The 20,209-nt window shown below is 46.3% G+C and carries 14 protein-coding genes and 1 pseudogene; 5 read left to right on the forward strand and 10 right to left on the reverse strand.

The genetic code is table 11. From position 1 onward, the window contains the following. Positions 1-79 precede the first annotated feature (79 nt). From H6G21_RS14475 to H6G21_RS14505, 7 genes are all read right to left on the reverse strand, one after another. Positions 80-1,984 carry a hypothetical protein gene (locus tag H6G21_RS14475; RefSeq protein WP_190574136.1) on the reverse strand — a complete coding sequence of 635 codons (1,905 nt, stop codon included), beginning with the start codon at positions 1,982-1,984 and terminating at the stop codon, positions 80-82. A 162-nt stretch (positions 1,985-2,146) separates the two neighbouring features. Continuing rightward, positions 2,147-2,365, reverse strand: coding sequence for a hypothetical protein (locus H6G21_RS14480; protein ID WP_190574137.1), 219 nt, complete (start codon positions 2,363-2,365; stop codon positions 2,147-2,149). Positions 2,366-2,426: 61 nt separating this feature from the next. Then, entirely contained in the window at positions 2,427-3,215 is a 789-nt protein-coding gene (locus H6G21_RS14485) for a hypothetical protein (protein WP_190574138.1), read from the reverse strand. A 151-nt stretch (positions 3,216-3,366) separates the two neighbouring features. Beyond that, positions 3,367-3,921, reverse strand: coding sequence for a hypothetical protein (locus H6G21_RS14490; protein WP_190574139.1), 555 nt, complete (start codon positions 3,919-3,921; stop codon positions 3,367-3,369). Positions 3,922-4,188: 267 nt separating this feature from the next. Continuing rightward, positions 4,189-5,442 (reverse strand): hypothetical protein, encoded by a 1,254-nt coding sequence (locus tag H6G21_RS14495; protein ID WP_190574140.1) that lies wholly within the window; start codon positions 5,440-5,442, stop codon positions 4,189-4,191. Positions 5,443-5,624: 182 nt separating this feature from the next. Further along, on the reverse strand, positions 5,625-5,978 hold the full coding sequence (locus H6G21_RS14500; RefSeq protein ID WP_190574141.1) for a hypothetical protein: 354 nt from the start codon (positions 5,976-5,978) through the stop codon (positions 5,625-5,627). A 24-nt stretch (positions 5,979-6,002) separates the two neighbouring features. Continuing rightward, positions 6,003-7,841, reverse strand: a complete 1,839-nt coding sequence (locus H6G21_RS14505; protein WP_190574142.1) for an alpha-amylase family glycosyl hydrolase — start codon at positions 7,839-7,841, stop codon at positions 6,003-6,005. 852 nt (positions 7,842-8,693) lie between these two features. Between H6G21_RS14505 and ftsH the strand changes: the two genes are divergently transcribed. From ftsH to H6G21_RS14525, 4 genes are all read left to right on the forward strand, one after another. After that, positions 8,694-10,619: an ATP-dependent zinc metalloprotease FtsH gene (gene ftsH / locus H6G21_RS14510; protein ID WP_190574143.1), complete on the forward strand. Its 1,926-nt coding sequence runs from the start codon at positions 8,694-8,696 to the stop codon at positions 10,617-10,619. 1,707 nt (positions 10,620-12,326) lie between these two features. Continuing rightward, the gene (locus tag H6G21_RS14515) at positions 12,327-13,193 is read left to right on the forward strand and encodes a WecB/TagA/CpsF family glycosyltransferase (RefSeq protein WP_190574144.1); all 867 of its coding nucleotides are present in this window, start codon (positions 12,327-12,329) and stop codon (positions 13,191-13,193) included. A gap of 76 nt (positions 13,194-13,269) precedes the next feature. After that, positions 13,270-14,556, forward strand: coding sequence for a glycosyltransferase family 4 protein (locus tag H6G21_RS14520; protein WP_190574145.1), 1,287 nt, complete (start codon positions 13,270-13,272; stop codon positions 14,554-14,556). A 54-nt stretch (positions 14,557-14,610) separates the two neighbouring features. Continuing rightward, positions 14,611-15,714, forward strand: coding sequence for a glycosyltransferase family 4 protein (locus H6G21_RS14525; RefSeq protein ID WP_190574146.1), 1,104 nt, complete (start codon positions 14,611-14,613; stop codon positions 15,712-15,714). Between the two features lie 65 nt (positions 15,715-15,779). Here the strand turns inward: H6G21_RS14525 and H6G21_RS14530 are convergent, their stop codons facing one another. Both H6G21_RS14530 and H6G21_RS14535 read right to left on the reverse strand, forming a co-directional pair. Further along, entirely contained in the window at positions 15,780-16,769 is a 990-nt protein-coding gene (locus tag H6G21_RS14530) for a glycosyltransferase family 2 protein (RefSeq protein ID WP_190574147.1), read from the reverse strand. A gap of 102 nt (positions 16,770-16,871) precedes the next feature. Beyond that, a complete protein-coding gene (locus tag H6G21_RS14535) occupies positions 16,872-17,999 on the reverse strand; it encodes an acyltransferase (RefSeq protein ID WP_190574148.1) in 1,128 nt (375 codons plus the stop codon). Between the two features lie 702 nt (positions 18,000-18,701). On the opposite strand from H6G21_RS14535, the gene H6G21_RS14540 reads away from it, so the two are divergent. Next, positions 18,702-19,646: a hypothetical protein gene (locus H6G21_RS14540; protein WP_190574149.1), complete on the forward strand. Its 945-nt coding sequence runs from the start codon at positions 18,702-18,704 to the stop codon at positions 19,644-19,646. A gap of 46 nt (positions 19,647-19,692) precedes the next feature. Here the strand turns inward: H6G21_RS14540 and H6G21_RS26245 are convergent. Continuing rightward, positions 19,693-20,025, reverse strand: a pseudogene (locus H6G21_RS26245) (glycosyltransferase); the annotation flags it as partial. Positions 20,026-20,209 lie beyond the last annotated feature (184 nt).

The raw sequence follows: 20,209 nt of genomic DNA on the forward strand, positions 1-20,209 counted from the left end.
GTTTATTCCATGGATAGTAGAAGCCCCTGACCGATCGACTAATTACATAACTAATTACATAACTAATCACATGACTCAATCATGGCTCGTAATAGAATGAGGTTTGCACCCAATTGGGAGTGACAGCAGTATCGCCATTATGTAGCCGCCGCAATACCTCTAGGGTAACGATGTAGGTACATTTAATCAGTCCAGCTGGTAGCGCAACCGCAGGATTGTGTAAGTGGTTCACACCAGAGGAGTTGGTGTTACCGCTGAGTGGAACAGCTGCATCACTGGTAGCAGGTTTGGAAGCAGCATCATTTAAGTTTTGATTGTAGACTCCATTGTTGCTATGAACGTTGATGCTAACATTGGCAATGTGGGGATGATAGGCGGTGAAAGCAACGTGGGGACTGCCGGAAAGGGGGGTACAGGCTGTACTGGACAGATGTTCTGTCATGGCTACTTTCATGTAGGTGACGTTGTTATTCAGCACGATCGTATTTAGGGTAGTACCACTCCCTGGCATTGGATTGAACAAATTGGCAGCTTTGTTAATGACCTCGCGAATTTCAAAGCGAATCGCCTTTCGCTCGATCTCAATTCGATTTGCTGGGGGAACCCCCTCGCCGGGATTGCCAACCCCAGATGGCACATTAGGTTGCGTTGTGAGAGCATTCGTATTAATGGCCATCAACGCATCTCCATCGACCCAGACAAAGTCTGGAATATCTGCTGGAGAAAGCAGCGGATCGGCAGCAAAGGTGCGGGTAATGGAGGTGTTAATATCCAGCCAACCTTCGCTATCGAGATCGGCTTGCTCGGCATAGATGTCTACGATCCTGTAGGGAGAATAGCGAACCATTTGACCGATCTGGGTTCTCGCAAAGAGGGGCACGTTAGCTCCGACTCCAACAATGCGGGAAAAATTCGGATCTGCGGGTGGGGCTGTCCCGTTGGGCGTGGTAACATCACTCACTAAGAAGCGATACTCCACGGAATTCCCAGAACTGGTCAATCGAGGTGCACTTCCTAGCAGCCGAATCGTGCCGTGGAATGCATATTTAGCGGTGCCCGCATAGCCATCGGTATCAAAGTCATTGAGTACAGCAGCATCTGGAATGGTGAACTGCGTTCCAACTTTAGTCCATACACTGGGAATGCTGGGATCCTGCGGAATGGGAACCTCTACGCAAAGATTGACGCAGAAGCAGGGGCCTCGATCCCCCCGACCTGCGGCCCGTCCTCGCATCGGGGGTTCGTCTAATAAAACGTGGCCCTCGGCATCTTCAATCTTGAAATACACATCCGGCCCACCAAATAATTCCACATCAATCCAAGTACCTTGCCGAAAGTTAGCCCCCGGATAGTCAATGCGGAATACCCCCATCGCATTCGTGACCCCTGTGCCCAGGAAGTCAGGCTGAACAATGTCCACATCCCTGGCGGTTACGGTAAGGGCTCCAAGACCCACCGTTGGTTTATCACAAGGGGTCACCCGACCGACAATTACCCAGAGATCGGCTTTGCGTCGGATGCGGCACCAAATCCCTGCTGGAATGACCGCGATCAAATACCAACGATCGCCGAACTTGAAAGGTTTATACGTTCCTAGGAATAGACACAGGGGACGTTCCAGTTCAACACTGCCCTGCTCAAGGGTGGGAGCCGGAATCCGATGAATGCAGGCAAATAGGTCGATTAATTGCCCTTGATAATCGGGATTTAAAAGACAAAAAGCCCCCCGATCGTCGGTGGTCGCTCGCATGATACTGCTGGGTGCAATCAGGTTCTGTAAACCAGCCTCTTCGATCTCTTCTACCACTGCTTTCAGGCTGCTTTGATTGGGGCGTGCCAAACTGTCAGTGATGGCCTCTTGGCGCTCTGAGGTACGAGCATAAATTTCAGCCCCACCAATGGCATCCCAAACCAAGAAATTGGGACAAATTGCGCCGTAGAGATATCCGTAAATAGTACAGCGTTCATTAATGATTTCACTCATAGCAATAAACCTCTGATTAAATTGTGGATAGTTAAGTAAATGCTGCCCAAACTGTTTTCTACAAAATGGTTCGATTGCATAGAATCCAATGCCTAGAATTCAATACTGTATGGATGACTACGATCGCTAGAATTCCTAGCGATCGTAGTTGGCAGATTCTAGTTATTCCGGTTTTGCGATAGTTCCTGTTTCTGCGATTGCCTTACGATTGCTGACAAAGGCAGCGACGGCCAAGGCGACTAATAGGACACCCAGTAAGGGGTTAAATCTGCCACACTGAGGACAGATGACGATCGGGATCCCATCAATGTCAACGATCGAAATGAGACCAATTAACCCTAAAGCAGCCCAAGCCAATTGTCCAATACGATTACTACCCATATTGCCTTCTAGTTTGATGTACTTTTATACGGTGTACTTAGCGGGAAAGGTGTGAAATGAACTAGCGTAAAGTGACTGAGTTGGAACGGTAAGCTGTATTTGTTCTGCGATCGGTCAGCACTACATAGACCTGTCGAGGAGGAGCAGTGCCGCGTTCTACAGCAAACCAGAGGGAATCCAGATCCTGCGGCGAGGAAAGGGCACAGAACCCGTAGATTCGTTGATTATTCGCGGTGTTGAAGATATCAACCCAGGTGCGAGAAGCTTGGGTATTGGAGCCGCAGGGGGGCAAGTCCGGTGCAGGTCCAAAGAGTTCTGCTGGAAAGATTTCTTTGTTGGCGATCGCCAGCTTGTATCTGATCCACTGCTTGCCATTAGCGGTATAGGCTTCTGTTCCCTTGAAAACTAGGCGAGGGGTGAGGGCAACTTGTCGGAAGCTTTCCTGGGTGAAGTAATTTTGACGACCGCTGTTATCAACGAATTGAGTAAAGTTTTGCAAGTTAATTTGGCTGCCCCTGGCTCCCTGTAAGTTCAGTACCAATGTATTTCTAGCAAAGGATGGTGAATAGGTGGCAGTTGCCGCAGTATGGTTGGGATCTTGGACATTTCTACCATAGGTCACTAGGGAGGCTGAACCCCAGTCACAGTCTGTTGGATGGCACTTGCCAAAGACTTGAATACGAAGTTCCTTACCTTGTTGTGTAATGACAAATCGAGTGATTCCACTGGTGTTGGAATTGACGTTAATCCAATTACCAACAAAGTTTTGAGGTGTGGCGTTTGCAGCGCTGACTAGACTACCTGCAAGAGCTGTACTTAAAGCTGCGATCGTAAAAGTTTGTTTTAGCATATTGTTTTCTCTTTGTAGTATGATTTAGAAATAGCATCTGTGAAAAAAATTAAGTTTTCACCGAAGATGCTCCTCATAGTCAATCCTGTTTGATTTTGGAGATCGCTTGCTTGCAAGATTATTCATGACGGTGTGGACGTGGCGATCACTACTAGCTTTTTAAGATCTGTGCTTCGGGGAATACAAAAGGAGGTCTTCTGATCATCCCAAATGTGATTACGGCTCCAATTAAGTCAATGGCTAGCATGACGATTTCTAACACGGAAAATTTGAGTCTGGGCAAGGCAATGATGATGGCAATCAGTTGTGTACCGATAAAGGTACCGCGTGTAAACAGGGTCGTTAAATTCCTCTGGTAAATCGGAGATATACTTTTTCTGTAACTTTCCCAGCCACCACCTGCGACTCTGCTCTCAATGCGATCGCGGATGTATGACCCCAGTTGGCGGATGACGATTGCGTTTTGCTGCCAGCCGATTGCTAGGAATAGAGCAATGATGGGATAAACTAGCAGAACGATAGGGGTGGTGTTGGTTTGTGAACCTAACGATAGAAATGTACCAGCTACAATCAGAGTAAGGGCAATAAATTGATACTGGATTTCCAGACGCTTTACAATCTCGGTGTTGAGGGCGTTAAATTCGTTGATCGCAAAGGTAGCACTGTCGATGTCGTGAGGTGGTGGGTTGGCGTTAAGGTCAGACATAATTCCTCCCCTGAAACTTGGAAAAACTGGATGGATGAGAGGGCAATCGCTGGATTCAACGCTTCTGATATAGCCAACGATCTCAGTCCTTCTTCGCTAGAGATGCAATAGAGAGCAAAGCGATCGCGCCTTGTTCATCAAATGGTGGAATGGATGCGATCTCTCCTGGGCAGCTTGCTTCCAGAATTTCTAGGTTGACCTGTGCTATACGAGGCTAACGCGTCTTGCTAATGCTCCACTCTGACTAAGTCTTACGTCAATAAAGATCTACAGTATAGATCCCACCAGTGCAACAAATTGAGGACCATACTTACTCAGAAACCCGGCAACAGTTTCTATGAGACCACCCCAATCGTCCTGGACATGCAGAGTAGTATATACAGTACTCAATGCAACTGATTCCCAATTGGCTGAAATCCACGGGTCTTGTCCACTGATGTCGAAGGTTCCATTTCTAGCCCCACCAGTAAGTTGAGCGCCAAGCTCTCCTCTTGCAATAGCCCCATGCCCTGTACTATCGAAAACAAATCCGAGTGCCCATTTGTCTCCGTACAAAGTACTATTATCGTAAAGTGAACCCCAAAATTGCCATGTACCATCGCTTTTGGCAAGGATTCCTCCTCCATTGAAATCTACCTTGCCTGCCGAGAGTCTAGTCAAAGACCACTGTACAGTTCCCGGCAAGACGCGAGGACGGCTATATTGCTGTCCTGCTGATTCACTTGCAATATTAGTCCAGGTACTAAATGATCCAACACCATACCCTTTGAGCGTGAAGAAATTATGTGCGGCATCCATGGTACCAACAGCCCCCGCACCTGTAGTGCTGTTATAAAACAAAATGCCATTGGATGTGTTGACAATGTGGCTCCAACCAGTCGAAAAATTGTTGTAAACTTTGCTCGTAGAGAGACCACCTGAGGTATCAATGGCACCAACAGCCCCCGCACCTGTATCAATGTTATAGAAAAAAATGCCATTGGATGTGTTGACAATGTGGCTCCAACCAGTCGAAAAGTTGTTGTACACTTTGACCGTAGAGAAATTACCTGTGGCATCCAGTCTTCCAGTAGCACCCGCACCTGTGTTGGTGTTATAGAAAAAAATGCCATTGGATGTGTTGACAATGTGGCTCCAACCAGTCGAAAAGTTGTTGTACACTTTGCCCGCAGAGAGCTTACCTGCGGCATCTACTTTGACAGCATTAGCGGCACCTGTATTGGTGTTATAGAACAAAATATAATCGTGGGGTAAGTTGACAATATGACTCCAATTCTTCGCAAAATCGCTGTATGCCTTGACAGTGGAGAAATTACCTGCGGCATCCACTTTGCCAATGACCCCCGCCCCTGTATTCGTGTTATAAAACAAAATTCCATTCGATGCTTGGACTACATGGCTCCAGCCAGTCGTAAAATCACCATAGTCTTTTAAGGTAGCGTGATTGCCTTGGCTATCAAGTAGACCAACAGCACCAGCACCCGTATCACTGTTGTAGTAAAGAATAAGATTTGTGGACATAATACTGTTCTCCAGAAGGTGTATATTTTCAGGCAGGCAGGCTCCCCAGGAAAAGATTTCATCCTAAAAAGTGCTTTAATCGACCAGGGGAACAATTTTTCCTGTTTTAAGTTACAGATTGAGTTACAAGCTTTCCTCCCTAAACTACTCAGAAAGTTCTTCCTTCTAAACCCTCAATTCAGCTACTTCATGCCGTAGAGAATCACCCCATCCATGCTGTAAACCTCTACCACCCAGGTGCCACCCCTCGGCGTTGGCGGATGGGAGAGCTTCTGTCCCCAAAATGCCATCAGGTTGCCCGTTGCTAATGCCGTTTCTAACAAACTCTGCAACCTCGGTTCAGCAGTCATCATAGCCACCGTCTTGCCCGGTGTATCTCGCAGCGCCACTAGGGCATGACATCCCGTATAGGCAGACAGAGCATAGCCCTCCACCAACGTGACATGCCCAAATAACTCCACCGTGGGAGCTGCTGCCAAAGCTGCCGTATCCACTTTAATGCCCCGTTCCAGAGGCTTTTCTACTGACGTTGTCATACTGTACTCTTACTCTCCTTAAAATTACTCAAAAATGACAAACCCTGCGGCAGGAACGGTAACCAATATCGCTTTTCCATTCCGCGCTTCCACGGTCACCAACTCACCCATCTGTGACGCATTCGTCGAGTAAATGCACTTCAACCCATCCCCTGTCTGGTGCAGTTCATTGTCTATCGTTACCCAAGCTGTTCTAGGCTGGTCATAATCCGTGTTAATCGCCAGCAACATCTCCTTACCGTTAAAAATCCGTGACCAGGGCACCACCGATCTCATTTGGTTGCCGACCATTTGTGGAAAGCTGAAGCGCACCCCATCATTGGCGGCTGAAATGGGTCGTAGGTATTGCCGACCCCGCCGTAGAACCATATTTTTCCGGCGAATGTCGAGCACCTTAGCAAGCTCCTGATAAACCGGATTGTCTTCGTTAAAGAAATGTACCCCCCGACTTCTAAATGCACCAAACTCTCCACCAAACATGGATTCTCGAATGTAACGATCGCTGCCACCCTCGCCATCAAAGCATTGCTCACTGCCGTAATAGATGCAGGGAATCCCCAGCGTCATCGCATTCAGTGCCAATACATTGAGTACGACCTTTGAGGCATTGGCATCGGCACAGAAGCGAGCTTTATGATTGCCCTTGCGTACCTGATCGTGATCATCAAACGAAGTCACGACCTTATTGCGGAACCAGATATGAGATCCTTTGTTGACCAAATCAGAGTTGCGGAACAGACTGAAATAGTCATTGGGATTGCGATAGCCCTTGACCAGGTATTCCAACTTATCGGGGATGTCATCAATCCCCAGCGCCGCACTCAATCCCGTTAACTCCAAGGTCTCATAGGCACGCTGACGACCGCCCGTGATTTCGCCCAGCAAGAAAAAGTTTTCCTTGCCGATACCTTGGGCAAACTCACGAATCATCGAGACAAAGTAACGGGTTGCGCCAATGTCCATATGCTTTACTGTATCGATTCGAAAGCCATCAATATCTGCATTCGCAATCCAATACTGATAAGCCTTACAGAGATTCTGCAATGCTTTGGAGACTTGGTACTCATCCGCAGAACCGTAGCCGTGGTGAACATCCTTCAGGTCACCAAAATCACCCTCGCGGAATTCGGGATCGTAATCCCAATTTTTGATATAGCCCTTGCGGGTAAAGGCATCAGGATCTTGAAATTCAACAGGCCATATGGCTCCATCAGTGTCTGGCAGATGTTGGGGATCGGCCTTGGCAAAGGGAATCGTGGGATTGCCCTGGTTGTCATTAAAGCCATCGATCGGATAAGTTCCTCCTGTCCAGGGTCGATCGCGATCGACCGCGTAGGAAAAAACATTGCCCGCATGATTCAAAATAATATCCAGAATCACATAAATGCCGTGGGCATGGGCCAGTTGTACCACTTCTTGCAAATCTTCACGAGTGCCAAAGTGGGGTTCGACCTCCAGAAAATTCTGGATGCCGTAGCCGTGATAGGTTTCCTGAAATCGCACTTGTTTGAAAATTGGGCTAATCCAGAGTGCTGTTACCCCTAACCGCTGCAAATAACCAATTTTACTAGCGAGTCCCTTGAGTGTTCCCCCGACATACTTAGTTCCGGCTTCTCGCCAGTGACTAGCTGCTGTTTCGTTGGTTATTGCATTTCCCCGATCGGCGAGAGAGCCTAACGGCGTTGTTCCATTCCCGACGATATTTCCAGTGTTATCTTTGTATCCCTTCTCATTGCCATTGGAAAAGCGATCGACGAGGAGAAAGTAAAAAACTTGATCTTCCCAAGCAGTGGGAGATGGAAAAAAATTTTTAGCTGAAGTAAGTGAGTTTAAGTTTATATTTTCCAGTCTTTGCTCAGTCATGATTCTTTCTCCAAAAATGACTAATTTATGTCCTGAAAATAAGTTAGCTAGCTCAATCAATTAAACATTGATGTAGGCCAGGACTATATTCAATACCATCTTGAATCTCTTCAGATTTATTGCTCGATAGCTTGCAGTAGAATACCTACTGATGGTTGCACCGGGGGTGATATCTTTGATTAGGATGTGGCGTAGTCATAACCCAACTCCTCTTCGTTGTTATCGAGTGGTCAAACACGAAATCCTTATGCTTCTTATGCTGTCAGGGACTCTACTTCCAGTGCATCTAGCTTCATCCATTGTCTGGATTGAGATTGGACAATTTCCCTAGTAAAAATATTCGTTAGATTCCTAAGCCATTGTTTGCAAATGGCTATTCAAACAACAGTCAAATGACTACAAACAGCTAGTCAAACGACTAGTTAAAATAATATGTAATCAATAATGCTTCCCCTAAAAAAATCTTTGGAAGGTAATCAATCGTCCCAGCCGTGTAAATCCCATCTTGCACCTTGCTTTTTACACCATAAATCCTATTTCTGGGATTCTGTGTCTTTTATCAATTTTTCCTAAATAAAAAATGATTTTTTGCTGATTTGAATCTGTAATAAATCTGCTGGGAGCCTTGCTAAATCACTGTTCAAGGAGCGATGAATAAGGTGACTAATTTGCCCGTAAAGTTAAATAATTGTTTCATTTTTAGAGGATAATTATCCAATTCACTGAATAGCATTTTGCCTTACGGTAATCATCTGAGAGATCATTACCGGGGAATGGCTGACTTCACAAGTTTCTCAACTTTGTGGAGTAGGGTGCAAGTATCGATCTCGATCGCGTTGAAGGAGTGTCTCTATGCCTGTCAATACCCAAGGCGATCGCCCATCTCAACTCCCTAAACCTAAACAAATTGGTGGCAGTCTGTTGTTGTGGTTAAGTTTGCTGCTGCTCATTAACTCCTTACTGTTCCGACAACCGCCCTATGTCCGTAAGCCCTACAGTGAGTTTATTCAACAGGTACAAGCCGGACAGGTGGCGAAGGCGGAAGTGGGTAGCGATCGAATCATCTACACCCTGAAAGGATCGCAGGAGAATGCAGCTAAATTAATCACTACACCTGTGGTGAATGATCTCGAACTTCCTAAAATTTTGCGAGATCATCAGGTCGAATTTTCTGCCCTCTCTAGCAGTGAACTGAACTGGATTTTTACATTGCTGGGTTGGATTTTACCGCCCCTCCTCTTTTTCTCCCTCTGGAGTTGGTTTATGGGCCGGGGAGACTTGGGAGGAAGTGCGTTAACGGTGGGTAAAAGTAATGCCAGAATCTATGCAGAGGGAAACACGGGTGTAACCTTTGACGATGTGGCCGGAGTGGATGAAGCGAAGGTTGAATTACAAGAGATTGTTGATTTTTTGAAAAATGCTGAAAAGTACGCTCGCTTGGGGGCCAAAATTCCGAAGGGTGTTCTGCTAATTGGCCCACCGGGAACGGGCAAGACGCTACTGGCCAAAGCGATCGCGGGAGAAGCGGGGGTTCCGTTTTTCAGTATTTCCGGTTCCGAATTTATTGAATTGTTTGTCGGGGTGGGGGCTGCGCGGGTGCGGGATCTGTTTGACCAGGCAAAAAATCAAGCGCCCTGCATTGTGTTTATTGATGAGTTGGATGCGCTGGGCAAATCCCGCGCCACTGGCGGCCCGATGCTGGGGGGGAATGATGAACGGGAACAAACCTTGAACCAATTATTATCGGAAATGGATGGGTTTGACCCGAATACCGGGGTGATTCTGCTGGCTGCAACCAATCGTCCCGAGGTGCTTGATCCGGCCTTGCGCCGTCCAGGACGGTTCGATCGGCAAATTCTGGTCGATCGACCAGATAAATTGGGGCGGGAAGCGATTTTGTGTCTCCACGCAAAGAGTGTCAAGCTGGCAGATGATGTGAGTCTAAGTATGATTGCAGCCCGGACTTCTGGCTTTGCGGGGGCAGATCTGGCAAATTTGGTCAATGAAGCAGCCCTGTTGGCGGCGCGGCTGGAGCGATCGGCGGTAACCATGGCGGATTTTAATGAAGCGATCGAACGGGTGGTAGCAGGTCTGCAGAAGCGATCGCGGGTGCTGAATGAGATGGAAAAACGGACGGTCGCTTACCATGAGGTAGGCCATGCCCTAATTGGTGCAGTTATTCCCCATGCCGGTAAAGTTGAGAAGATTTCTATCATTCCGCGTGGGCTGGGAGCGTTAGGGTATACACTACAGATGCCGGAGGAAGATCGGTTTTTAATGACCGAATCGGAAATCCGGGGTCAACTGGCGATGCTGTTGGCTGGGCGAACGGCGGAAGAGTTGATTTTTGGAACGGTCTCTACAGGAGCCAGTGACGATATCCAAAAAGCCACGGATTTAGCGGAACGCTTTGTGACGCTGTATGGCATGAGTGCCAAACTTGGGCCGATCGCCTTTGACCGGAGTCAACAGAGCTTTCTAGAAGGATATCCGACTCCTCGACGGACTGTGAGCGATCGAGTAGCAGAAGCGATCGATACGGAGGTGAAGTTACTCATTGAAGGTGCCCATGGGGTCGCTAAAACCGTTTTGGCAACCAACCGGGGATTGCTGGAGACAATGGCAGAAACTCTACTCAAGTCGGAAGTTCTGGAAGGGGCAGATCTACAAACTCAGCTAGCTCAGGTGGTCAACTCCCCTCAAATGAAAGCTTGGCTAGCCAAGGGGACTGCCCAAACCAGTCTGCCAGATTTAGTGAACACGTACGGGGGCTGGTAGCAGGGTTGGGTTGAGAGGGAGGTTGTCTCTGGGATTGTCTGTTTGCACGGTAACTCGGCTCCTCCCTTCAGGATGATGGAGGTGAGATAAGGAGGTCAGTTAGTATGCCATTCTATTCCACCAGTGGTTTTCTTTATATCATTGTTCAAATTCTGTTCCTGATCAGTGTGTGCCTCGTTTGGTACTTCAATGGAGGTGGCGTGTGATGCAAAATCTATGGAAATCAGATAATCTCATTACCTATGTTCTGATTAAGTTGTTCGTGATCCTGCTACTCCTGTCAATTTTGTACCTGATGAGTTCCGATGGCTCGTTTTTCCACCCGTTCTACTTTTCTCCGTTCTTCGCTAGCTAGGGTGTTGTCTTCCAGGATCGAATCCTGACCCTGTAGTCCCTTCAGTCCCCCGATCGCTTCAGTTCCTCGATCTAAGGAGTATCCTCGAGCAAAATTAAGGATGCTGCCCCCGGTCTAGTTCGTCGATCGGTTGTTGGATGGCGTGACATTTTCTTTTAGACGTAACTTGACCAAACTTGACCAATGCTGTGCCATTTTATAAGAGTTTGAGCTGGCTGATGGGACTCAAGGCAAGAGAGGAATGGTGCGGCCTCCAGTTGTTTAAAAAACTTTTGCCACTAAATTTTGCCACTAGATTTTGCCACTAAATCTATTCGAGCTTTGCATGTCCAACAGCAATTGTTGGACATGTTCCTGTGTTGGACAGGCTCCTAGCATAGGTGCAGAAATAGAAATAGAGTACGGCTGCGGGGATTTGATGGGTCCAGGGTCGTTGGGGGCTCACCATTCATATCAGTATTCATGTCAGTATTGTTTTACTCACGGGTCCCATCTGCGTCATGCTGGGATACATCTTCCTTAATTCACCCTGATCCCCAGTCGTTGATTTATATTTTTTCAAAATTCTTATAGACTCGATTGTCATTGTATGGAAACTTTTAATGAATTAGTGATAGGAAGACGTAGCAATGGACTTAATGGAATGTGTATTTCTGTCATCATTCAGATTGGCTAATTCGGATCTAAAAGTTGGCCCCTTCGACATTTAAACTTGTGCTTGATCAGACTCCGTCCCACCATTAACTAATCTTCTAAAGAAATTCTTACCATGATTTAAGTGATGATTCAATTACTGCCTTACTTCATTTTGATCTCAATCTTACGACAGATTGACTGCCGCTCCAATCCTTCTTTAGTTGGATAAAAGATGGGCTACTCTTATAGATAAATTTGATGCTTAACTATTTAATAGATGAAATATAATGGGTTGGTCAATTATTTAACTATAAAGCGTTCTTGGTTGTAAGCCCAAAAAACTATAGTTAAGCAGGATTTTGCTGGATTGCTTCTTTTTTGGCTGATACAGTCAAACTGCTTTTTAAATTGTTCAAGAATCAGTCTCATGGTTTCTATAATTCTTTCGCTGGTTATATTTTTAGTGCGTATTGATGTCTCTTAAAACTTCTGCGGTATGCTGATGAAATCAATTTCATGAAATCAATTATCAAGCGCACTAAACAGTTTCAAGATTGTTATTAGAAGATTGCAAAATAAACTAAATATCATCAGGGAAAACACCATCCAAAGGTTTAAGAAACCGTAAACAGAGGTCTAACAATAAGATGCTGAAAGACTTCAAACGCATGCCAGTTTCCTCCAACCAGAGACCCAATAGAAGTATCAGATCTCGAATGTTGCAGTCATCTAGACCAAGCTCAGCACTGGCTAAACAGCACAGTGCCGAACTCGATAATTCTCTTGAAATTCAGGATAGTCAGGCATCTACTACCCACAGTCATGTGACTATTCTCAATGTCAATATCCACAATTTGACCTTTGATGATTTCCTGAAGCAGCTTCAGTGTGGGGTTGTTTTCACCCCCAATGTTGATCACATTATGAAGTTACAGCGAGATCCAGAATTTTTTAGAACTTATCAGTTGGCGGATTACAGGATTTGTGATAGCCAAATTTTGATCTATGCTTCAAAGTTTCTAGGCACTCCTATTCAAGAGAAGATTTCTGGGTCAGATCTGCTCCCGATTTTTTGCCGATATCATCGGGACAATGAAGAAATTAAAATCTTCCTTTTAGGGGGCGGTAAAGGTGTTGCCCAGGGTGCTCAGCAGAAGCTCAACCAAAAAGCCAGACGTTCTATTGTGGTTGCAGCTCATACCCCTTCCTTCGGATTTGAACAAAATGAAGCGGAGTGTTTAGAAATTGTTGACCGGATCAATCAATCCCAGGCCAATGTATTGGTGGTGGGTGTTGGGGCTCCTAAGCAGGAATTTTGGATTGTTAAGTATCGGGATCAACTGCCGAACATTGATATTTTTCTGGGACTGGGAGGTGCGATCGATTTCGTAGCGGGTGCCAAACCCCGATCGCCCGAGTGGATCAGTGAAGTTGGGCTGGAATGGCTCTATCGACTGATCTCGGAACCGAGGCGGTTATGGAAACGCTATTTGATTGATGATTTGCCATTTTTGGGACTTCTCCTCTTACAGAAACTGAAGCTTTATCGATCCCCCTTTAAACCTCAATGGTTCCGTCCCTAATCCCCACACCCATAATCCGGATCCCATCGAATAGTTTTCCGGTGTAATCAACAGCATCTACAGTGTGAGTGATCCTATGCGCGTCATTATTGTGGCTGAACATGCCTCGGCAAAGTTTGGTGGAGAGGCATTTTTGCCGCTCCATTATTTCCGTCTCTTGCGTCAACGGAATATTGACGTTTGGTTAGTGGTGCATGAACGGACGCGGTTAGAAATCGAACAGTTGTTTCCGGATGCCCACGATCGAACATATTTTGTGCCGGATACGTGGGTGCATTTGTTGCTATTTCGCCTGAGTCAGTTTTTGCCGCGGCGCATTGGAGAAGCCACTACAGGATTGCTCATGCACCTCCAGACCCAAGCTTTGCAACGCCGAGTAGTTCGTCACTTGGTTCACCAGCACCAAATTGATATCGTCCATGAACCGATTTCTGTATCTCCAAAGTTGCCGTCCTTGATGTACAACGTCGGTGCGCCGGTAGTTATGGGGCCGTTGAATGGGGGAATGAATTATCCCCCAGCCTTTCGAGATCGTCAAAGCCGAGTGGTAGATGCATTTTTAACCGTTGGACGTTGGGCTTCTACTGTAGCCAATTGGCTAATTCCTGGGCGACTACGGGCGAAAGTTGTCCTTGTTGCCAACGATCGCACCCGCAGATCGTTACCCCAGGGTATCCAAGGCAAAGTTCTGGAACTGGTGGAAAATGGGGTTGATCTCACCATTTGGCCCGCTACAGAGCAGGCCAGTCCCCCGCAATCATCCGTTCCCAGATTCGTCTATGTTGGCCGTTTAATTGATTGGAAAGGTCTTGATTTGCTGTTGGCAGCCTTTCGCCCCGTTGCTGATGCGACCGGAGCTACTCTGGAAATTATTGGCGATGGTGCAATTCGGGAAAGCTTGGAGGCCCAAGCCCAAGCTTTTGGCTTACGGGATCAGGTCATTTTCCAAGGTTGGTTATCGCAGCCAGCCTGTGCCGCACGACTGCAACAGGCGGATGTATTTGTTTTGCCAAGCTTGCTGGAATGCGGTGGAGCGGTTGTTTTGGAGGCTATGGCGATCGGGTTGCCCGTCATTGCAACAGCTTGGGGCGGGCCGATGGATTATCTCACCCCCGACTGTGGCATTTTGGTGGAGCCCACTTCGCCTGGGGGCTTTGTGCAAGGGTTAACCGAAGCTATGCTGCACTTAGCGCAATCTTCTGAACTACGATCGCACATGGGTCAAGCGGCTCGGCAACGGGCAGAACAGCAGTTTGATTGGGAGCGGAAAGTCGATCGCATGATTGAGATTTATCAGCAGACCATTGAACTTCCACAAGCCACACCTCGTCTTGTGGCTACCATGTCCTCCGACAGGGTCTAATTGTGCAAGGTGCAATCTGACTCTTTTAGCCTCTGAATATTTGGGAGATTCCCGTTGAATTATCACATTGCCCTTAGCCGATCGATCGATTTCGCAACTATTGCCCAGGAAGCAGCGACCGAACAAGGCCCGCGCCATGCTATGGGTGTTTTATGTGACAAATTAGATGCGGTTGTGCATCATCCCAACCATAAATCAATTGGACTCTCAGATAAACTGTGGTCAAAAGTTGCAGGTACGCCGCAAAGCTGGTCGTTGGCGCGTCGTTTGGCCAATACATTAACCTCGGAAGATGTCATCTTTTGTACTGGGGAAGACATTGGGATTCCGATCTCGGCCTGCTGTGGGAACCGTGCTGATCGACCTAAAATTGCGATGTTCATTCACAATCTCGATCGACCTCGGGGGTTTCTCTCCGCCAAGCTTTTTGATCTTGGCCATCGAGTTGATTTATTCATTACGAATGCCCCAGCCCAAGCTCGTTTTCTTCAGCAGCGTCTAGGGATTCCCACTTCAAAAATTTTCCTGTTAACTGAGCATATTGATACGCAATTCTTCGTTCCTGGAAAACCCAATTGTCAGACAGCTAAGCCTGTCATTGCCAGTGTGGGGTTAGAAAATCGGGATTATCGAACGATCGCCCAAGCCACCCAGGATTTACCTGTTGATGTGCGCATTAGTGGGTTTTCCCGTGATGCCAAAGTGTTGGCCCGCGCATTTCCCAAAGTTATGCCTGCTAACATGAGCCGAAAATTTTATCCATGGCCGGAGTTACGACAGCTTTATTGGAATGCCGATTTAGTCATTGTCAGTTTGGTGGAAAATAAATTCTGCGCAGGCTTGACGGCCATCCTGGAAGCAATCGCCTGTGCTAAACCTTTGATCATTACTCATACCCAAGGCTTATCAGGCTATCTCCAACAAATTGCCCCCGTTTGCGTGGTCGATCCAGGTGATGTTATGGGGATGCAGCAAGCTATTTTAAGGGTTTTAAGCAATTTGGATCACGAACAGGAGCTGGCGCGGCAACGAAGAGTAAAGCTGCTTCAACAACACACTATGGAGCATTACATTGACACATTGGCTGCACAACTTATGTCCATTGCTCCGACATCTTTTTTCCCGAAAGGTCAGGAGCTACTAAGGGATATGACCTAGTCATACCAATTAGTAGCCAATTGTAGCCAACCTTCGCACTACGCTTGCCTAAGATCCCCAAAGTTCTAACTTCCTGAGCCTTTTAAAAAGACACTATTACTCCAAAAGTCTAAGAACAAATGTGGGGGTTCGTTATTGGGTGCTCCCTTCATTGCATCCTTCAAACGGCGAATTAAGTATGCTCCCATCCACAAGGCATCCGTGGCTGCTGCGTATAGCCAACCATGGTTTTTTAGAAAGTAACGACGACGGGAATTAAACCAGTACTGGGGACGACGTTTGGTCGGTTTGGTTGCCACCATGCCAGAGCTTTGCCCCACAAGGTGAATCACCCGACTTTGGGGAACATACCAGCAAGACCAGCCTTGCGTTTGGGCTTGACGACAGAAATCGACTTCTTCGAAGTACATGAAGTACTTTTCATCGAGTAAACCTGCGGTTTCAAAGACTTCACGCCGCACTAAGATACTTGCCCCAGACAACCAATCGGTTGGACAGGTTTCTGTCACGATCGGCGGCGCAACTTCCCAAGCTTTCAAAAGTCGTGTCACAAACCCTAAATGCAAGCCATAATCCAGTTCACTCCACAGGCTGGGAAAACGAAAGGCAGAATGTTGAGGCGTGCCATCTAGATTTTCCAAGCGACTTCCCGCTAGTCCTACCGTGGGATGCCGATCCATAAAGTTAATCAAGGCGGTTAAGCCGTTTGGATGGACGATCGTATCTGGATTTAATAGCCAAATGTACTGCGGAGGACGCGGAGCTGCTAAGGCAACTCGAATGGCTGCATTATTACCAAAGGCAAACCCTCCATTGCGATCGAGAGGCATCAGGGAAACCCAACTGGCCCATTGATATTCAGCGATCGCTGCTGCAATTTTGTCTACGGAGCCGTCCTGGGAATCATTATCCGTTACCACAACATGGGCACCAGGAACTGCCTCGATTTCCGGCTGTAGCGATCGTAGACTATCGATCGTTAACTCCGGTGTGCGATAGTTGACAATCACAACTAACAGACGGCTACAATCTCGTTGGCTAAGTAAAATGGTCATTGAAAGAATCCTGTCAATTTATCAAGAGTTCCATCACTGAAGGTGGAAGTACGGATAAAGATATTGAAGTCAAGCAGGAGAACAGTTCATCAAACACCACAGCTACCAACTAAACTTTTTCTTGAGATTCAGAAAAGGCATTTCGTAGAAACGATAACTTAGCTCAGAGATCGCAATCGAAGCCAGAGAGCCTGTGATAAAAAGTGGTAGTGGTAAAGTTATCTGCATGTAACTCTGAGCTACTTGTACAATAGCCCCAACAATTGAAAAGATCCAGAGATGATAGAGATATATTCCATAGCTGATTTGTCCAACCCTAACCACAGGTGGATAGCTGAGTAGAGATTTTAGACAATGGTCTTCCCTCATAACTAAACTGCCCAGCAACAGCAGCATCAAAACTTGGATAGACAAGCGTGGCCAACCAAAAATATCACTAGGGGATATATAGAGGGTGACCAACAATAAGCCTAACCACATCAGTGGAGCGTGTCGCCAACCCATCAGCGGCAATAATTTATTAAAGCTAGAAGCATGATGGAAGGCATGAGCCAGACAAATTCCTAAACAAATAGGCGTAAACGTTGCATCCGGAAACCAATGGGGTTTATTAAAAGCCCCATTAGCCACACCCATATTGATAACTTGGTTAATTACAACCCCAACTCCCAAAATGCCATAGATCAAGCGAGGCTTCAGATACTTTTCAAATACTGGCCAAATCAGATAAAACTGTTGTTCTATAGCTAATGACCACATTGAACCAAGACCATTAGCTTGTACCAATACACAATTTGAAAGAAATGCAAGGTTCCAAGGCAAAGTTCCAAAGAAGAGGAGGCTACTCTCTGTCCCAATTCGTAGAGTACTATACAGAATTGTCAAACACAGGAGAAGGCCATAGTAGGCAGGAAAAATTCGCAAAAATCTTCGACTATAAAATTTTTGCAATGCGACAGTTTGAGTTTTGGATTTTTCGCGCAGCAGTAACGTAACAATTAAAAAGCCACTTAGCACAAAAAACATGTCAACCCCTAAAAACCCTCGAGTCAATAGGAGGGGAAGATTATTAGGCTGGGAATGATGCCACAGCACTGCCACAATACAGAAACAACGAACCCCATCCAATGAACCAAAATGCCGATTGCTAAGAAAACGATCGTGGCGGGATTGGGAAACGGGGTATGAAGTTTGTCGATCCGATGTATCTAAAACGCTAGGGAGATGCATGAGTTATCAAAATGTAAAGAAACAACAGCCATTCAAACACCAATCTCCAATTGCGGGAAACTTAATCCATCAAACACATCTTGAATGATTTTATAAACTTTCAATTAGAAGCTACTGCCCTTCAAGTAACCTTGACTTTGAAGCTTGATATTTCGGATTGATAGCGACTCTGTCTATTCTAGTCCGCTTAGAGATCTAGACTTAGAGATCTAGACTTAGAGATCTAGAAAGTGGGTGAACAGTCGAATAGGGCTTTGTGAGCTAATTTTATCAAAAATAGGATGGAAGATTAGATGAATTTTGTGAGGAAATGACAAAATATCAAGTAAGTTTAAGAGTCCCCACCCTACCAATTTTTTTCCATCGTTTTTTGAAAATCTTTGAAAATATGTAGACACCAGCAATTGCAGAGATCAGCTAGGTTGTGTAATCAATTGACTGAGGACGAACTTCATAGGTCAAATTTTAGCTTGACACTCAACATTTTCAGCTGAGACTCAAGATAAAGCTATACTTTCTCAAGATAAAGCTATACTTTTTAGTCACTGTCAATATGAGGTTTGATGTCAATCTTTCTAAGGCTGGATATCAGCTCACAGGCATCGATGATTAGAGAAGAGTATTTTTGATTATTTTGTAAGATTAGTGACTTGATTAGTGGCTTCAGAGAGTCATAACGTGCAAGACAAAGGAGTTCATTCAATGCGGCAAGTTTTTTCGGTTCTTTCTGCTCGATCGTTGCCCTATGCTGAAAAAGCGATCGAAAGCTTATTTCAACATGCGATCGAGCCTCTAAATTTAACCCTGATTACGGATGACTTTACTGATCAAGAACAAATTTTCAACGCAGTGGCCCAACTCAATAATCCGTTTAATCATCCCTGGCGGGTTTTTGACAAGGTAGCTGCTGACGAACGAGCCAAAGAACTATTTAGGGACTATCCCTATCTTCAAGCATTTCGGAATGGTCATCCCTGTTGGCGTAAAATCACCGACCCACTCCTCTTTAGCGCACCGGATGAAGAGATGATAATTCTCGATCCCGATCTCTATTTTCCTAATTCCTTTACCTTTGAACCAACCCCCAATCTACAACTACTGCTAATGTGGCAGCCCCCCAGTTGTCTATTTCCGCCAGAAATTGTACAAACAGCTATGCAGGCATCAATTCCCCTGGCACACCATGTTGACATTGGCGTAGCTCAAGTGAAAAATAAGCTAGACTTGGCGTGGCTCGATTGGTTAATTGGTCAACTGGGTGGACAATCTTTGCCTCGCATTGCCCATGTCGAAGCAATCGTCTGGGCTGCCCTTGCGATGCGAATGGGGGGGGGGTACCTGAATCCCCAACATTGGCATTGCTGGCAACATCGCCAGTGGAAGCGATTACTACTCAAATGTGGTGTACCGGGGAGACAGTTGCTGCGGCTACAGAACTGGGATCAGATGAAATGTTTCCACGGTGGTGGGATTGCCAAGTGGTGGATTATTGATGCGCATCGTCAAGGGTGGATCGATCGCCCCTACCGTCTAGATGTGCCTAGTCAAACTATTCCCTTTGTACAGCTTAGGCATGCTCAGTACCAGCGCAATCAGAAACTTAAGCAACTTATGCGTAAGATGGGATACTACTCATTCTTAAAATGATCCCTGTTATCCTCTGTACATGTGGATCAAGCATCATATTCGCCCACTAAAGTGGAGATAGACCAAGGGCTTGCTCGAGGATAGCTAGCCCTTGGTCCTGGTTCTGGATCAATGGATCAGTAGGAAGACGACAAGAAAGCGGAGCTGTAGAATTTGCAAGTTGGGCCAGTACCCCTTCTAGACTCTTTTGATCAGGAGCTACGCTCAAACCAAGTTCCCCCCCTGCTTCCACCATTGAGGGATGATGGCCATGCACCACTGCCGCACCACACATCTGAGCCTCCAAAATGGGCATCCCAAATCCCTCGTACAACGAAGGCATCAGAAAGACTTCACACGCTGCATACAATGCTGGCAGGTCACGATTACTAACAAATCCTAGTCGCCGTAAGGTTCCCTCAGCCTCACCCTAAAGCAGTAAGGGAACGCACCATTTACTGGAGTTTGGACTAACAAAATGAGAAAAGGGCAGTCCTAAAACACCGGGGCTGCCGTAAGGTCAATGATGATGTATTGCATTGACCTTATGATCTTCGAACAACTGAGCCAATTTCGTCAAAGTT

Origin of the sequence: Alkalinema sp. FACHB-956, from assembly GCF_014697025.1 — a bacterium.
Taxonomy (GTDB): domain Bacteria; phylum Cyanobacteriota; class Cyanobacteriia; order Leptolyngbyales; family Leptolyngbyaceae; genus Alkalinema.

Bases quoted from the DNA above. Each gene is read 5' to 3' on its own strand.
- H6G21_RS14490 (WP_190574139.1), bottom strand. From the start codon at position 3,921: ATGTCTGACCTTAACGCCAACCCACCACCTCACGACATCGACAGTGCT.
- H6G21_RS14475 (WP_190574136.1), bottom strand. From the start codon at position 1,984: ATGAGTGAAATCATTAATGAACGCTGTACTATTTACGGATATCTCTAC.
- H6G21_RS14515 (WP_190574144.1), top strand. From the start codon at position 12,327: ATGTTGCAGTCATCTAGACCAAGCTCAGCACTGGCTAAACAGCACAGT.
- H6G21_RS14530 (WP_190574147.1), bottom strand. From the start codon at position 16,769: ATGACCATTTTACTTAGCCAACGAGATTGTAGCCGTCTGTTAGTTGTG.
- H6G21_RS14495 (WP_190574140.1), bottom strand. From the start codon at position 5,442: ATGTCCACAAATCTTATTCTTTACTACAACAGTGATACGGGTGCTGGT.
- H6G21_RS14480 (WP_190574137.1), bottom strand. From the start codon at position 2,365: ATGGGTAGTAATCGTATTGGACAATTGGCTTGGGCTGCTTTAGGGTTA.
- ftsH (WP_190574143.1), top strand. From the start codon at position 8,694: ATGCCTGTCAATACCCAAGGCGATCGCCCATCTCAACTCCCTAAACCT.
- H6G21_RS14500 (WP_190574141.1), bottom strand. From the start codon at position 5,978: ATGACAACGTCAGTAGAAAAGCCTCTGGAACGGGGCATTAAAGTGGAT.
- H6G21_RS14485 (WP_190574138.1), bottom strand. From the start codon at position 3,215: ATGCTAAAACAAACTTTTACGATCGCAGCTTTAAGTACAGCTCTTGCA.
- H6G21_RS14520 (WP_190574145.1), top strand. From the start codon at position 13,270: ATGCGCGTCATTATTGTGGCTGAACATGCCTCGGCAAAGTTTGGTGGA.
- H6G21_RS14540 (WP_190574149.1), top strand. From the start codon at position 18,702: ATGCGGCAAGTTTTTTCGGTTCTTTCTGCTCGATCGTTGCCCTATGCT.
- H6G21_RS14505 (WP_190574142.1), bottom strand. From the start codon at position 7,841: ATGACTGAGCAAAGACTGGAAAATATAAACTTAAACTCACTTACTTCA.
- H6G21_RS14535 (WP_190574148.1), bottom strand. From the start codon at position 17,999: ATGCATCTCCCTAGCGTTTTAGATACATCGGATCGACAAACTTCATAC.